This is a genomic window from Cutibacterium modestum (genome assembly GCF_008326345.1).
Taxonomy (GTDB): domain Bacteria; phylum Actinomycetota; class Actinomycetes; order Propionibacteriales; family Propionibacteriaceae; genus Cutibacterium; species Cutibacterium modestum.
The window spans coordinates 82197-96419 of the sequence record NZ_BJEN01000004.1 but is presented as its reverse complement, the minus strand read 5'-3'; the positions used below and the strand labels follow the sequence as shown (position 1 = coordinate 96419).

Sequence of the window (14223 nt, the reverse complement as noted above, 5' to 3'; positions counted from 1 at the left end):
TTCAGGACTCCTTGGTGATGGGATTGGCGACGTCGACGAGAACGTCGTCGCCGTCGATAGTCACGGGGTAGACGGGAAGTGGTTCGGTAGCCGGAAGGTTGCGCGGTTCGCCGGTGCGTAGGTCGAAGATGGACCCGTGCATGTAGCACTCGAGGCCGCAATCCTCGACGTCACCATCGACCATCGGCACCTGCGCGTGGCTGCAGATAGCGCCAACGGCATAGACTTTACCGTCGGTGCGCACCAGGACGACGTCGGTGCCGTCAACCTCGAACTCTTGCGGAGAGTTCTCCGCGAGATCCGAGAGGGTAGTGACGACGGACATCAGCTCTCCTTCGCCGGGGAGGGGGAGCCGAGGCTCGCGACGAGTTCGGCCTCGATACGGGCCACGAGCTCCTCGGACATCTCGGGCACGCCGATCTTGCGGACGATGTCGGTAAAGAAACCATGCACGACAAGGCGGCGCGCCTCAACCTCCTCGATGCCGCGCGATTGCAGGTAAAACAGCTGCTCGGCGTCGAAGCGTCCGGTAGAGGCTGAGTGTCCGGCGCCACGAATATTGCCGGTCTGGATCTCCAGATTTGGCACCGCATCGGCACGACAGCCTTCGGTGAGGACGAGATTCTTGTTGGACTCGTAGGTGTCGATGTCCTCTGCCACCGGACGAATGAGTACGTCACCGATCCACACCGAATGCGCGTCCTTGCCCTGCAAACAGCCACGGAAATCCACGTGAGACTCGGTGCTGGGGGCGTTGTGATCGACGAACAGGCGGTGCTCGATGTGCTGACCGGCATCGGCGAAGTAAGCGCCGAGCTGGGTCAGATTGCCACCAGGGCCGGTGTAGGAGGCTGTCTGGGAGATGCGTACGGCCTTGCCACCGAAGCTGGCCTGGGCAGTGCGGACAGTGGCGTCGCGACCAATCTCGAAGGAGACCTGAGCTCCGTGGACAGCACCGTCGTCCCACTCCTGGACGAACAACACCATAACCTGAGCACCGTCGCTAATGCGGAAGGTCCAGTTCTCCCCCAGGTGAGCTATGCCCCGGTGACGCACGATGACCGTGGCCTCGGCATGGTTGCCAATCTCGACGACGACGTTGTGGTGACAGGAGACTTCGTCGTTATGACCAGTGATGGTGACTTCGACTGGGGTCTTGAGGGAGGCTTCGGCCGGGACAACGATGTGGCGATTGACGGCGTGCGGATCAACCGCGGCCAGGGCCGACAGGCGGTCCTGCGGCGTCTCTGCCAGTCCCTTCAGCTCACTCGTAGCTAGGTCAGTGACGGTGATGCCGTCAGCCCCCTTGATGTCAACGTCGATGACATCAGCCTCCTGGCTCGATTCGAGCGCGACCTCGGACAGAACCGGAGTGAAGGTCTTAATCGGGGTGAACCGCCAGATCTCCTCGCGCCCGGTGGGCATAGGGTGGTTAGCGACTTCCCACGATGGGGTGGGGTGCAGATGGGATTCGACGTCATTCTCGATGGCGACGTTGTGGCCCTTGTGGGGCGCGGCAACTGGTGCGCTCAACGGGGTATCTCTCTTTCTCGAAAAAGTGGGGTTCGTTGGGGCTGGGATCGGATCAGCCGACCGCACCCTCCATCTGCAGTTCGATGAGTCGGTTGAGCTCCAGGGCGTACTCCATCGGCAGTTCCTTAGCGATGGGTTCGATGAATCCGCGCACGATCATGGCCATCGCTTCCTCCTCGGTCAGGCCACGCTGCATGAGGTAGAACAGCTGGTCCTCGCTCACCTTGGAGACAGTGGCCTCGTGGGCCATCGACACCTCGTCAGTACGGATGTCGTTGTAGGGGTAGGTATCCGACCTTGAGATGTCGTCGACGAGCAGGGCATCACAACGCACCGCTGAAGACGAGTGGTGGGCATCCTTGCCGACGGCGACTAGGCCGCGGTAGGCAGAGCGTCCTCCACCCTGGGAGATCGACTTGGAGACGATCGTCGAGGACGTGTAGGGGGCGTTGTGGACCATCTTGGCGCCGGTGTCCTGGTGCTGACCCTCGGCGGCAAAAGCAACCGACAGCGCCTCACCCTTGGCGTGGGGGCCCATGAGGTAGCAGGCCGGGTATTTCATGTTGGCCTTGGAACCGATGTTGCCGTCGATCCACTCCATTGTGCCGCCCTCCTCGACGTAGGCACGCTGGGTGACGAGGTTGTACACATTGTTCGACCAGTTCTGGATAGTCGTGTAACGACAGCGAGCGTTCCTCTTGACGATGATTTCGACGACCGCGGCGTGCAGGGAATCCGACTTGTAGATCGGGGCGGTGCAGCCCTCGACATAGTGGACGTATGCGCCTTCGTCAACGATGATCAGGGTCCGCTCAAACTGGCCAAGGTTCTCGGTATTCATCCGGAAGTAGGCCTGCAGCGGGATGGTGCAGTGGACGCCCTTCGGCACGTAGATAAAGGAGCCACCCGACCACACCGCCGAGTTAAGGGCCGAAAACTTGTTGTCACCGAGTGGGACAGTGCTAGCAAAGTGCTCACGGAAGAGCTCGGGTTCCTCCTTGAGCGCAGTGTCGGTGTCAAGAAAAACGACGCCCTGCTTGCCGAGTTCCTCGTTAATCTTGTGGTAAACCACCTCGGACTCGTACTGGGCAGCAACGCCGGCGACCAGACGGTCCTTCTCGGCCTCCGGGATACCCAGACGGTCGTAGGTGTTCTTAATATCGGCAGGGAGGTCCTCCCACGACGCTGCCTGACGCTCCTGGGCGCGCACGAAATACTTGATCTGGTCAAAGTCAATCGTGCTGATGTCAACACCCCAGGTCGGCATCGGCTTGCGTTGGAAAAGCTTGAGAGCTTTGAGGCGCATGTCAAGCATCCACTGTGGCTCATGCTTCATAGCCGAGATGCCACGCACGACATCCTCGGACAGTCCACGCTGGGAAGCAGCGGCGTAAGCGTCAGAGTCATGCCAGCCATATTTGTAACCGCTCAGGGCAGCCAGGTGTTCGTCCTGGCTGGCGCCGGCGCCCGGGAGGCTTGCGGGGGTGTCAACCTGGGTCATGAATGATCCTTTCGGATGGATGGACGCTTGGACGGCTCAGAGAGTGCCCTACGGGTGATTTCAACGTCGACGGGAACGTGGGTCGTGCATACCCCATCACCATGCGCGATCGTCGCCAACCGCTGAACGTGGGACCCGAGGAGTTCAGAAAACAACTGAGTCTCAACCTCGCACATCTGCGGGAAAACCTTGGCTACTTCGGCCACGGGGCAATTGTGTTGGCAGATCTGCTGCCCCGCACCAGCCGGTTGGATGGTGGCCACGTAGCCGTCAGCCGACAGAGCCTCAGCGAGCAACTGAGCCGGGACTTCGTCGGGACGCGTCTGACGCAGCGAGCGGTAACGCGACTCAATATCATCGACTCGGGCCTTAGCTACCGCGTCAAGAGCAGAGGGGCCCGCTGCATCAGCAAGCTGCCGAAGAGCCGATATCGCCAGGTCATCGTAGGCGGTGTAATAGTCAGCCCGTCCATGATCGGTCAGGAAGAACACGCGGGACGGTCGGCCCCTCCCTCGGGCTCCAAAGACCCTTTTCTCACGGGAATCTACGAGGTCTTGGGCCACCAGAGCACTAAGATGACGACGTACCGCCGCCGCTGTTAGACCGAGACGATCGGCCAGTTCACTGGCCGTCGACGGGCCATTGTGCAGGATGGACGACATCACACGATCCCTCGTGGAACTGTCCGTGATCTCCTGCTTGTGCTCGCCGACGATGTCGCGACCTGCGACGGCCACCTCGGTGTCGGTCGAATTTTTCACAACTCCATTGTTGCCTAAAGCCACCTCGAAGCAAGTTAGGTGGACCTACATATCCGCGGATTTCAATGTAGGCGAATCCATCCCATCCCGCATCGACGGCATCGCAAAATTCGTGCACAGCGAAACCCCATATTGGCCGTAGATGACGCACGCGGTCACCCGGCAATCCAGCCAAGCCCACTCTCACATCGCATTGTGACAAGGTTCACACCTTCAACACTGGACATTAATGAAAGGCTTTGCAAAAATTGCGTCAGTTTGCAAGGGAGCGACAACGAAGTGTCCTTCTGATGCAGGAACCTTTGCTCGATGATGAGTGTCGAGTTGCCTCACACGACGGTCACGTCAGGTCTCCGGAACCATCATCATATCTGGGTCCCACGCCGACACCACGGCAGACATGTCTGCCTACCACGAGCTGGTTGACATCGGATTACCGTTAGTGCTTGTTAACGGCTACTCCCCTGCCATTGCGGTTCCCCACATCAGTGACGACGATATGTCTGCCATGGACCAGGCCGTCGCGCACCTAGTCGGGTTCAGTCACGAACACCTCGGCCTGGCCGTCGGGCCACGACGATACGTTCCGGTGCAACGTAAAGAACAAGGGTTGCGGACTGCCATGGATCGTCGTCTCGACCGGCGTGGCAGGATCTCTATCAGCAATACGGTCTTCTCTGTCGATGGTGGGGCCCGTGCCGCAGTCGACCTGCTTAGCCAAGGGGCCAGCGCTATCATCTGTGGTTCCGATCTGATGGCTTTGGGAGCGATCCGCGCCGCCCGGGCTCAGGGATTAACGGTTCCCCGTGATGTCTCAGTCATTGGGTGTGACGACTCGGCCCTCATGAGGTATACCGATCCTCCACTGACGAGTCTTCGTCAAGACGTTGAGCTTATTTCCACGATGGCGGTCCAATCCCTCATGGGGCTCATTCACGGCGACGCAGCCTTCCTCGGTGAACGTCTGGTACGGCCAGAGCTTGTCATCCGGGGCACAACGGCGCCGGCTCGAGTGTCGACGGCGAATCCCTAGGGCCGTGGACACCGAGCCGTACCATACCTATGAGCGATACCAGCCTTGTCGGGTGACATTCTGCACATCCTGATTCTGAGTGCTGACAAGGGGACGACCAAGTCATACGGTTAGAAGCAAGGCCTGCACGGATGCAGGTACACGAGAGCTCTCGGGGAAGAGACGGAATCGTGAGCACGATTGACAAGGGGGATTCCCCCATGAAGCGCCTACTTGGCTGCGTACTGCCCGTACTTCTTACCACCCTCGCTCTAGCCGGATGTGGCTCCGGCGGGAAGACTAAAGGGGGAGGTGGCGGTGAGGCCAACCTGAAACTGCCCTCTCTCAATGAGCAAGTCGGAAACGTCTCCGGAACCACCCTGCTGTGGATCGGACTGGTAATCTGCCTGTTCGGTTTGGGGTTCGGTCTGGTGACCTATTCCAAGCTGCAGAAGTTGCCCGTCCACAAGGCGATGCACGAGGTTTCCGAGCTCATCTACGAGACGTGTAAGACCTACCTCAGGCAGCAGGCCAAATTCCTCATGCTGCTGTGGGCTTTCATCGCTGCGGTTATCGTCGTGTACTTCCTGTTCCTCGAGCATATGGGCGCCAAGGTGCTCATCATCTTGCTGTTTAGCCTTGTTGGCATGGCGGGTTCCTTCGGAGTCGCCTGGTATGGCATTCGCGTCAACACGTTCGCGAACTCTCGTACCGCCCATGCGTCACTGCGCGGCTCCCCATGGGAGACCTTCGACATCCCCATGCGTTCTGGCATGAGCATCGGCATGGTCCTCATCAGCGTTGAGCTGACCCTCATGCTCTTCATCATGCTAGTGCTGCCCGGCGATCTCGCTGGCCCGTGTTTCATCGGATTCGCGATCGGCGAGTCCCTCGGCGCGGCCTGCCTGCGTATTGCTGGCGGCATCTTCACCAAGATCGCCGACGTCGGCGCTGACCTTATGAAGATTGCCTTCCACATTAAGGAAGACGATGCCCGCAACCCCGGTGTGATCGCTGACTGCACCGGTGACAATGCTGGTGACTCCGTCGGCCCATCCGCTGATGGCTTTGAGACCTACGGCGTCACTGGCGTGGCCCTCATCACCTTCGTACTGGGAGCTGTTCCGGATCAGACGGAGCAGGTTCAACTGTTGGTGTGGATCTTCGTCGTGCGCGTCGTCATGCTCATCGCGTCCTTCGTGTCCTACCTCATCAACAACACCGTCGCGAAGGCCCGCTACGGCAGGGTGCCGGAGATGGACTTTGAGAAGCCACTGAGCTCCCTGGTGTGGATTACCTCGGTGATGTCGATCCTGCTGACTGTCCTAACCACCTGGTGGATGCTCGGTTCAATGGGTGACGGAACGATGTGGTGGAAGCTGTCCATCATCATCTCCTGTGGCACCCTGGCTGGTGCCCTCATCCCGGAGCTCGTCAAGGCCTTCACGTCAACGAATTCCCGTCACGTTCGGGAGGTCGTGACGAGCGCCCGTGAGGGTGGCGCCTCCCTGGACATCCTGTCTGGCCTGGTCGCCGGTAACTTTTCGGACTTCTGGCTGGGCATCGTCATCGTCGCCCTGATGGGCGCATCCTTCCTTGTCTCGGGCGCCGGTTCAGGTCTGGGCGATATGGGAGCTATGAGTGAGGTCAAGTGGGCAGTTTTCGCTTTCGGCCTGGTCGCCTTTGGCTTCCTCGGTATGGGGGCGGTGACGATCGCTGTCGACTCGTATGGTCCGGTGACCGATAACGCCCAGAGCGTTTACGAGTTGTCGACTATCGAGGAGATCCCGAACATTTCCGACGAGATCGAGAAGCACTACGGATTCGCCCCGCGGTGGGACGTCGCCAAGCACATCTTGGAAGCTCAAGATGGCGCTGGTAACACGTTCAAGGCCACCGCCAAGCCGGTGCTCATCGGTACTGCTGTCGTCGGCGCGACCACGATGATTTTCTCGATCATCATGATGCTTACCGAGGGCCTATCGAATGCTGCTGAGGTCAACAACCTTGGCCTGACTCACGCCCCGTTCCTGCTCGGCCTCATCACCGGCGGTGCCATCATCTACTGGTTCTCCGGAGCCTCGATGCAGGCCGTCACGACCGGCGCCTACCGTGCTGTCGAGTTCATCAAAAACAATATGCAGCTTGACGAAAACGCCACCAAGGCTTCTAGTGAAGACTCCAAGAAGGTCGTCCAGATCTGCACCGAATACGCTCAGAAGGGCATGCTCAACATCTTCCTGGGGGTGTTCTTCGCGGCTCTCGGGTTCGCCTTCGTCAATCCGTACTTCTTCATTGGGTACCTGATCTCGATTGCCATCTTTGGCCTCTACCAAGCCATCTTCATGGCCAACGCTGGTGGCGCGTGGGACAACGCGAAGAAAATCGTTGAAGTAGATCTGGACGCCAAGGGCACCGAGTTGCATGACGCCTCGGTGGTTGGTGACACCGTCGGCGACCCGTTCAAGGACACTTCGTCGGTGGCTCTTAACCCGGTCGTCAAGTTCACGACTCTCTTCGGCCTGCTGGCCGTGGAGTTGGCAGTGTCGATCGGCGCCGGTCTGCTGACCTACATCCTTGCCGCGGTGTTCGTCCTCGTCGCTTGCTTCTTTGTCTACCGCTCCTTCTACGGCATGCAAATCGACTCGACGAGGGATCCCGAAGAGTTCGGCATCGTCGCTAAGGAGGCCGGAAGCAAGTTGTGATTGGCTGAAGGGTTCTACACTAGCCGTCGTGCCGGAAACCCCTTTGACTCTGGACCCTCACGTTCCAACACAAGCCTTGCTTCTGGAGGACGTGAGGGTCACCTTTGGTCGTGTCACTGCCCTCGATGGGCTGAACCTGACCGCCGCCACCGGCGCTATCACCGCTGTGCTGGGTCCCAATGGCGCGGGTAAGACGACGATGATGCGCTGCTGCACGTCTCTCATCTCCCCCGATTCTGGACACATCGACGTACTCGGCCATGCCCCAGGCAGTCCCGAGGCCGCCGCCGCAACTGGGCTCATGCCTCAGAGCGCCGGCGCGTGGAGCGGCATCCGAGCCGGCGAGCTACTGCACTATATGGCTGGTCTGCACGCCAATCCCATTGACCCGGACCTTCTCATCGAGGCGCTCGCGATTACGCCGTTCGCGCGCATCACCTATCGACGCCTCTCCGGTGGTCAACAGCAGGCTGTCAACCTCGCCGCCGCCCTAGTAGGCCGTCCCCAACTGGTATTCCTTGATGAACCGACATCGGGGATGGATCCTCACGCCCGCCACCACACGTGGGAGACCGTCGAGCAAATGCGTCACGACGGGGTCTCCGTCGTACTCACTACCCATAATATGGACGAAGCCCAGCGGCTGGCTGATCACGTCTGGATCGTCGATCGCGGCAGGGTCGCAGCCCATGGGACTGTGCCGGAGCTGACCGCTGAGTCGAGTTTGGAAGATGTGTTCCTCACCCACACCAGTGACCGCGCCGCAGGGAGGAACTGACATGACGACACTTGATCTCCGCCCCGCGCCTCAGGCCGCACCGGCTGCTGCACGCGTGCGCAACCATGCCCTTACGGAGGTGCGCCTGGTCATACGCAACGGGGAACAGCTACTACTGGCCCTCGTCATTCCTATCGGGATCGTCGTTGCCGGACGCTTCCTTGGTAGCCGGGTCGGACTGACGATGGACGTTTTGGCACCCTCAGTATTGGCTCTCGCCATCTGGTCAACATGTTTCACCTCCCAGGCGATCATGACCGGCTTTGAGCGCCGTTACGGAGTGCTCGAACGATTGTCCGCAACCCCGTTGGGTCGGTCGGGTCTGCTGGCTGGCAAGGCCATGGCATATTCCGTCATCAGCCTCGCTCAGGTGATACTGCTCGTCATCGTCTCCTTGACGTTAGGCTGGCGCCCCCATGGTTCCGCCCTAGCCTGGCTACCGTCCCTGGTGAGCGTCATCCTCGCGATGCTGGCATTCGGACTCGCAGCCCTCGCCATGGCTGGCTCCCTCAAAGCTGAAGTCACTCTCGGATTGGCAAACCTGGTATACATCGTCGGTCTGGTTGCTGGTGCCGTGGTGTGGCCGCTAGCGGATTACCCGAAGGCCACTCGCCCCGTCGTCGCTGCCCTACCTACCGCTGCTCTCGGAGAGTCGCTGCGCGCCTGGGGAGTTGGACAACCTCTGTGGTGGCCGCTAGTAAGCCTGGCAGTCTGGGCGTTTTTGCTCGGATTGTTGGCACGAAAGGTGTTCACGTGGATCTCATGACTGCCCGGGATCGTCGTCTGTACGGTTGGTGCATCGCAGCTCTCGTTACCAATATGGGCATCATCGTTACTGGTGCAGTGGTGCGTCTGACTGGATCAGGCCTGGGTTGCAACACCTGGCCTCACTGCACCGCCGGATCGTTCACCCCGCACGAGGAAATGGGAATCCATTCCTTCGTTGAGTTCGGTAACCGGCTCCTGACCTTCGTGCTTGTAGCGGTGGCTATTGGGGTTCTCGTCCGCTGCTACCGGGTCAAGGCCAAAGCCCAAATCATGGCTCTGTCCTGGATCAACCTGGTCTCAATTGCTCTCCAGGCCGTCATCGGCGGCATCTCCGTGCGGATGGGCCTCAATCCCTTCGTGGTGGCCCTGCACCTGCTGCTGTCGGTGGCGATTATCCTTGTCGACGTCAAGATGATCTGGCTGGCCGGTCCTCATTCCAGCGAAGCCGTTGACGGACTCACGATGGGCCTGGTGCGAGCCACCGTGGCAATGATGTGTGTGGTCATGTGGCTGGGAACGGTGGTGACGGGGTCGGGGCCTAATGCCGGCGACTCGGACTCGGCACGCACCGGGTTCAACATTGAAACCGTCGCCCGGCTGCACGGCATCTCGGTGTGGATCACGGCAGCTCTGACGATCGCCTGCCTGATCATCGCCACGACCCGTCATCTAGCCATGATGCGTCGCTGGAGCATCTTTTTGGTGGCCGTCGAAACGTATCAGGCTATCATCGGGTACTCGCAATATTTCGCTCACCTCAACCCATGGCTGGTTATCTGGCACATGGTTGGCGTCTCTTTGGCAGCGGCGACAGTTGGGGCCCTGTGGTGCAGTGTGCGTCCTACTCCCTCCCCCGTGCTCAACCGGCAATTTTGAGCGTTCACGACGACGGGCAGTAGACGACAAGGCGGATTGAGGCCATGCCCCGACCCGCCCCATCAGTGGTGTCAGCCGCGATGCACGCGACCACCGCTACGCGGCCTTGTTGGCATCATGGTCGGATCGTAATCGAGATCGCCTGGATCGATGCTGATCCCGGGCTGACACAGCGCCGAGACGATAGCGGCAAGTTCTGTGACAGCTATCTTCTCTCCTGGACAGCGGTGGCCGGTAGCAACGTCGCCACCACCTTGCGGGATGAACGCTTTAATGGTCTCGGCGTTATCGACCCCCAGGAAACGTTCCGGCTTGAAGCGCAGCGGCTCCTCCCACTCGCTCGGATCGGTGTTGGTACCCAGGACGTCGATGATGACACGTTGGCCTTCTTTGATCTGGTGACCATCCCACTCGAAGTCGTCGCGGGCGAAAGCCGGTAGCATAGGCACGAAGGGGCTGATACGACGAACTTCCTGGGCAAAGGCAATCGCGTGCTCATTGTCGACCAGGGTCCCAGAAGACTCCACCTCTGCTGCGATGTCATCACGGTATTGCGGGTACAGCACCAGGTATCGCGCTGCGAAGGCCGCGAACCGGCTCACCGCGATGGCCGGACGGGTGGAGTTCTGCAACTCGATACCGGCCAGCTTGGCGTCAAGGAGGTCGCCGTCAGTGCCACGGAAACGCGCCCACTCACACAGCGCGGTGCCTTCGGGCGCGTTGATCTCGCCGCTGCGCTGCTTGTCGATGAGGTTCGCGGCCCATTTGTCGCAACGGGCACGATTCACCCAAGCCAGGGCGTGTCCGGCGGGCATGTGCCCGAATCCCTCGACGATCTGGCCAAGACGCTCAGCCCACGGATCAAGGTCGGCATCACTCCCGGGAACCCCAGCCCACTTGAGCGCGGCGCGTCCGTATGCCACCACCGTGTCCTGGTAAACATTGCCGGTGCGACGGCTCCAGGTCTGGACCATTTTGCGCAGCTCGTCCTCAATAATCGGCTTGAAGCGCTCGACCTGGGCATCGTCGTATACCACCTTGACGAAGTTGGCCTTGCGGGCCAGGTGGACGTCGTCGTCGGTGCCGTGAATAGCACCTGCGCCGAAAAGCGGACCGCGCACCGGCAGTGGCATCGCCTGCTCACGCTTCACCCGCTTGGTGTCGTAGAAGAGATCGATCCCCTTGCTGCCGCGAACTAGGGTGGCGGGCTTACCCATGAAGGTGAAGTCGAGGGGGCATCCGTCGCTAGCCTTACGACCCTTTGACGCCCTCAGCCTCTCCTGAAATAGGTAACCGTCCGCCAGCAGCTTGGCTGCCTGGTCGACCTTCGCCCCTAGGGCCGATCGAATGGTTGACATGGTGGTCATGAATGCTCCTCGGATCTTGCCGTTCGGTCACAGCAGCGTCGCTGACGTCGACGTTACCTGACGCCGTGGCATGACGGTGCTAAACAGACTTCTCAGGTAGCAATCACAGATGAATGAGCGGATCAACCGCAATAGCCAAAAAGAGCAACGACAGATAAGTATTCGACCAATGGAATAAACGCATTGATTTGAGTACGACGTCACGCAAGCCGGCATTGGCGCGACGCAGCAATTGGACTGCCTCCACGATAAAGACGGCCCCAGCGAGTACCGCGACGACACCGTAGATCCACCCCGTGTGGGCCACCGGCCACAACACCAGGGATGTTGCTACCGTGGCAACGGTGTAGACGAGGATCTGGACGGCGACCTCTGGGGCCTCCCTTACCACCGGGAGCATGGGCACGCCGGCGGCCTTGTAGTCCTCGCGATACCGGAAAGACAGTGCCCAGGTATGCGGCGGAGTCCACCAGAACACGATGAGAAAAAGCACCAATGGCTCCCATCCCACGCGTCCGGTGACAGCGGTCCAACCAATGAGGGGTGGGAAACATCCCGCAATACCGCCCCAAATAGTGTTCTGCCAGGTACGGCGCTTGAGCAGCATCGAATACACGAAAACGTAAAACAGATTGGCAACCAACGCCAGCCCGGCTGACAACCAGTTCGCGCCTAATCCCAGGATGATAGTAGCAATTATCCCTAGCGCGATTCCATAGATAAAGGCGCCGCGACGCGGCACCTGATGACGCGGAAGAGGACGGCGGCGGGTTCGACGCATCTTCTCGTCAATATCGACGTCAATGACACAGTTAAAGACGTTCGCACTGGCAGCAGCGAAAAGTCCACCCAACATCGTCGCAACTGCTAGACCGAGCTTCGGCACACCGTGGGAGGCCAGGAACATCACCGGTAGGGTTGTCACCAGGAGTAACTCGATGATACGCGGTTTAGTCAGGGCGACGTAGGCGCCCACCACGTCACGAGTCGACAATCGGGTACGATTTTGCTTCTGCTCCACCTTGATCTCGACGGAGTCGGGACGGTGAGAGGCTGGCGCCGTCGTCACGTGCGTCGTCTGGTTGCTCACGGTGTCCTTCGAAATCAAGAAAGGTGCTGTGACCACTGCTGGGCACGGCACATCCGTGAAGTGAGGAGCGCCGCGAATGGTTACCGTTTCAATTTTAGGCTTTTTGGTTGCCGATGTCCTCATCACCAACCTTCCGATGGAGGATCTCGTCGTCAGCCCGTCGCTGAACACGATCGCTGGTGGATCGACCGGCTACCGTTGGGCAGGTGGGATGACGGATCCGCACGACATCTCCAGGAAGGACGGGTGAGGTGGCAGGTCAAGACGCTCCAGGGAGCACCACCAGAGCGACCAGCGGGCTGCGTGGCGACCGCGTCAACCCATTGCGGGACCCCTCAGATCGCAGATTGCTACGGATCGCCGGGCCATGCGTTCTGGTCATGTTTGGAGTCACCGGTGACCTTTCACGTAAAAAACTCATGCCAGCTGTTTACGATCTGGCGAACCGTGGTCTACTCCCACCAGGTTTTGGCCTGGTGGGTTTCGCTCGTCGAGATTGGGAGGACGAGGACTTCGCCAAGGTTGTTCACGACGCCGTAGCTGAGCATGCCCGTACCCCCTTTCGCGAGGAGGTCTGGGAGCAACTGCTCGAAGGCATTCGGTTCGTCCGGGGTGAATTCGACGACAACGACGCTTTTGAGAGATTAGCCGACACCATCCGCGAACTTGACGAGGAACGAGGCACTGGCGGCAATCATGCCTTCTACCTCTCGATCCCGCCGAGGTCTTTTGAGGCGGTCGTTAGCCAGCTCAAACGCCATGGCATGACCAGCCACGACTCCTCCCATTGGAGCAGGGTTGTCATTGAGAAACCCTTCGGACACGATCTGGAAAGTGCCCGCGATCTCGATGAGATCATCAGTAGCGCGTTCAGCCCGGAGTCGGTCTTTCGCATTGACCATTACCTAGGCAAGGAGACTGTCCAGAACATCATGGCATTCCGGTTCGCCAACCAGATTTTCGAACCGATTTGGAATAACCACTACGTCTCTCACGTCCAGATCACCATGGCAGAAGACATCGGAATCGCTGGTCGTGCCGGTTATTACGACGGCATCGGTGCCGCCCGCGATGTCATCCAGAACCACCTGCTTCAGCTCATGGCGCTGACCGCCATGGAGGAGCCGACGAGTTTTGGCGCCGAGCAGTTGCGCGCAGAGAAAACCAAGGTTTTAGCCGCAATTCAACCGCCTGACGACATGTCCGCCCAGACCTGCCACGGCCAATATGTGGCTGGCCGCCAAGGGGGCGAAAGGGTGCGCGGCTACCTTGAGGAAGACGGCGTCGATCCTCGCTCCCATACCGAAACCTATGCCGCTGTGCGGCTAACCGTCGACAATCGACGCTGGGCTGGAGTTCCGTTCTACCTACGCACTGCCAAACGGATGCCTCGACGAGTCACCGAGGTCGCCATGAACCTGCAGCGCGCCCCGCACCTACCCTTTTCAGACACCGCTGCCCTCGGCACTAACGCCCTCGTACTTCGTATCCAGCCTGATGAGGGAGTGACTCTAAGGTTCGGCGCCAAAGTGCCAGGCACCCAGATGGAACTTCGCGACGTTACGATGGACTTCGCATATGGATCCTCCTTCACCGAGGCCAGCCCGGAAGCCTACGAGAGGCTCATTCTCGATGTTCTCCTAGGCGACCCGCCACTGTTTCCCCAGCATGAAGAGGTCGAATTGGCTTGGAAGATCCTCGACCCGGTGCTGGATTTCTGGGCCGAGTCTGACACTCCCCCGTGCGAATATCCAGCCGGTAGCTGGGGACCGTCAGAGGCTGACGAGATGATTGCCCGCGACGGGTTTGTCTGGCGCAGGCCTTGAGGAGGA

At 59.9% G+C, this 14223-nt stretch carries 12 protein-coding genes and 1 pseudogene; 7 read left to right on the top strand and 6 right to left on the bottom strand.

Annotated elements, in window-relative coordinates; translation table 11 throughout:
• Position 1 precedes the first annotated feature (1 nt).
• The 4 genes from F1563_RS11975 to F1563_RS11960 form a co-directional block, all read right to left on the bottom strand.
• Positions 2–325: a non-heme iron oxygenase ferredoxin subunit gene (locus tag F1563_RS11975; RefSeq protein WP_002527053.1), complete on the bottom strand. Its 324-nt coding sequence runs from the start codon at positions 323–325 to the stop codon at positions 2–4.
• Positions 325–1425, bottom strand: coding sequence for a Fe-S cluster assembly protein SufD (gene sufD, locus F1563_RS11970; protein ID WP_002527054.1), 1101 nt, complete (start codon positions 1423–1425; stop codon positions 325–327). Before sufD ends, F1563_RS11975 begins: the two co-directional genes overlap by 1 nt.
• A 160-nt stretch (positions 1426–1585) precedes the next feature.
• The gene (sufB, locus tag F1563_RS11965) at positions 1586–3034 is read right to left on the bottom strand and encodes a Fe-S cluster assembly protein SufB (RefSeq protein ID WP_002527055.1); all 1449 of its coding nucleotides are present in this window, start codon (positions 3032–3034) and stop codon (positions 1586–1588) included.
• On the bottom strand, positions 3031–3795 hold the full coding sequence (locus tag F1563_RS11960) for a helix-turn-helix transcriptional regulator (protein ID WP_002546432.1): 765 nt from the start codon (positions 3793–3795) through the stop codon (positions 3031–3033). Before F1563_RS11960 ends, sufB begins: the two co-directional genes overlap by 4 nt.
• A 337-nt stretch (positions 3796–4132) precedes the next feature.
• Between F1563_RS11960 and F1563_RS11955 the strand changes: the two are divergent.
• The 5 genes and pseudogenes from F1563_RS11955 to F1563_RS11935 all read left to right on the top strand — a co-directional run.
• Positions 4133–4884: pseudogene (locus tag F1563_RS11955) on the top strand (substrate-binding domain-containing protein); the annotation flags it as partial.
• A gap of 144 nt (positions 4885–5028) precedes the next feature.
• The gene (locus F1563_RS11950) at positions 5029–7512 is read left to right on the top strand and encodes a sodium-translocating pyrophosphatase (protein ID WP_036958264.1); all 2484 of its coding nucleotides are present in this window, start codon (positions 5029–5031) and stop codon (positions 7510–7512) included.
• Between the two features lie 43 nt (positions 7513–7555).
• Entirely contained in the window at positions 7556–8290 is a 735-nt protein-coding gene (locus tag F1563_RS11945) for an ABC transporter ATP-binding protein (protein ID WP_166806777.1), read from the top strand.
• Positions 8265–9056, top strand: coding sequence for an ABC transporter permease (locus tag F1563_RS11940; RefSeq protein ID WP_172623708.1), 792 nt, complete (start codon positions 8265–8267; stop codon positions 9054–9056). The genes F1563_RS11945 and F1563_RS11940 overlap by 26 nt, the downstream gene beginning before the upstream one ends.
• Positions 9053–9934, top strand: coding sequence for a COX15/CtaA family protein (locus tag F1563_RS11935; RefSeq protein ID WP_002533797.1), 882 nt, complete (start codon positions 9053–9055; stop codon positions 9932–9934). The genes F1563_RS11940 and F1563_RS11935 overlap by 4 nt, the downstream gene beginning before the upstream one ends.
• Before the next feature lie 71 nt (positions 9935–10005).
• Here the strand turns inward: F1563_RS11935 and F1563_RS11930 are convergent, their stop codons facing one another.
• Entirely contained in the window at positions 10006–11301 is a 1296-nt protein-coding gene (locus tag F1563_RS11930) for a cytochrome P450 (RefSeq protein WP_002527062.1), read from the bottom strand.
• 103 nt (positions 11302–11404) lie between these two features.
• Positions 11405–12514: a heme o synthase gene (locus tag F1563_RS11925; protein ID WP_227432014.1), complete on the bottom strand. Its 1110-nt coding sequence runs from the start codon at positions 12512–12514 to the stop codon at positions 11405–11407.
• On the opposite strand from F1563_RS11925, the gene F1563_RS13745 reads away from it, so the two are divergent.
• Both F1563_RS13745 and zwf read left to right on the top strand, forming a co-directional pair.
• Positions 12468–12641 (top strand): hypothetical protein, encoded by a 174-nt coding sequence (locus F1563_RS13745; protein WP_002527064.1) that lies wholly within the window; start codon positions 12468–12470, stop codon positions 12639–12641. The genes F1563_RS11925 and F1563_RS13745 overlap by 47 nt on opposite strands.
• Before the next feature lies 1 nt (position 12642).
• Positions 12643–14217, top strand: a complete 1575-nt coding sequence (gene zwf, locus F1563_RS11920; protein WP_007433556.1) for a glucose-6-phosphate dehydrogenase — start codon at positions 12643–12645, stop codon at positions 14215–14217.
• The last annotated feature ends 6 nt before the right edge of the window (positions 14218–14223 follow it).

Excerpts from the sequence above, each read along its gene's own strand:
- F1563_RS11975 (WP_002527053.1), bottom strand. The coding sequence starts at position 325 with ATGTCCGTCGTCACTACCCTCTCGGATCTCGCGGAGAACTCTCCGCAA.
- sufD (WP_002527054.1), bottom strand. The coding sequence starts at position 1,425 with ATGCCCACCGGGCGCGAGGAGATCTGGCGGTTCACCCCGATTAAGACC.
- sufB (WP_002527055.1), bottom strand. The coding sequence starts at position 3,034 with ATGACCCAGGTTGACACCCCCGCAAGCCTCCCGGGCGCCGGCGCCAGC.
- F1563_RS11950 (WP_036958264.1), top strand. The coding sequence starts at position 5,029 with ATGAAGCGCCTACTTGGCTGCGTACTGCCCGTACTTCTTACCACCCTC.
- F1563_RS11935 (WP_002533797.1), top strand. The coding sequence starts at position 9,053 with ATGACTGCCCGGGATCGTCGTCTGTACGGTTGGTGCATCGCAGCTCTC.
- F1563_RS11930 (WP_002527062.1), bottom strand. The coding sequence starts at position 11,301 with ATGACCACCATGTCAACCATTCGATCGGCCCTAGGGGCGAAGGTCGAC.
- F1563_RS13745 (WP_002527064.1), top strand. The coding sequence starts at position 12,468 with ATGGTTACCGTTTCAATTTTAGGCTTTTTGGTTGCCGATGTCCTCATC.
- F1563_RS11925 (WP_227432014.1), bottom strand. The coding sequence starts at position 12,514 with ATGAGGACATCGGCAACCAAAAAGCCTAAAATTGAAACGGTAACCATT.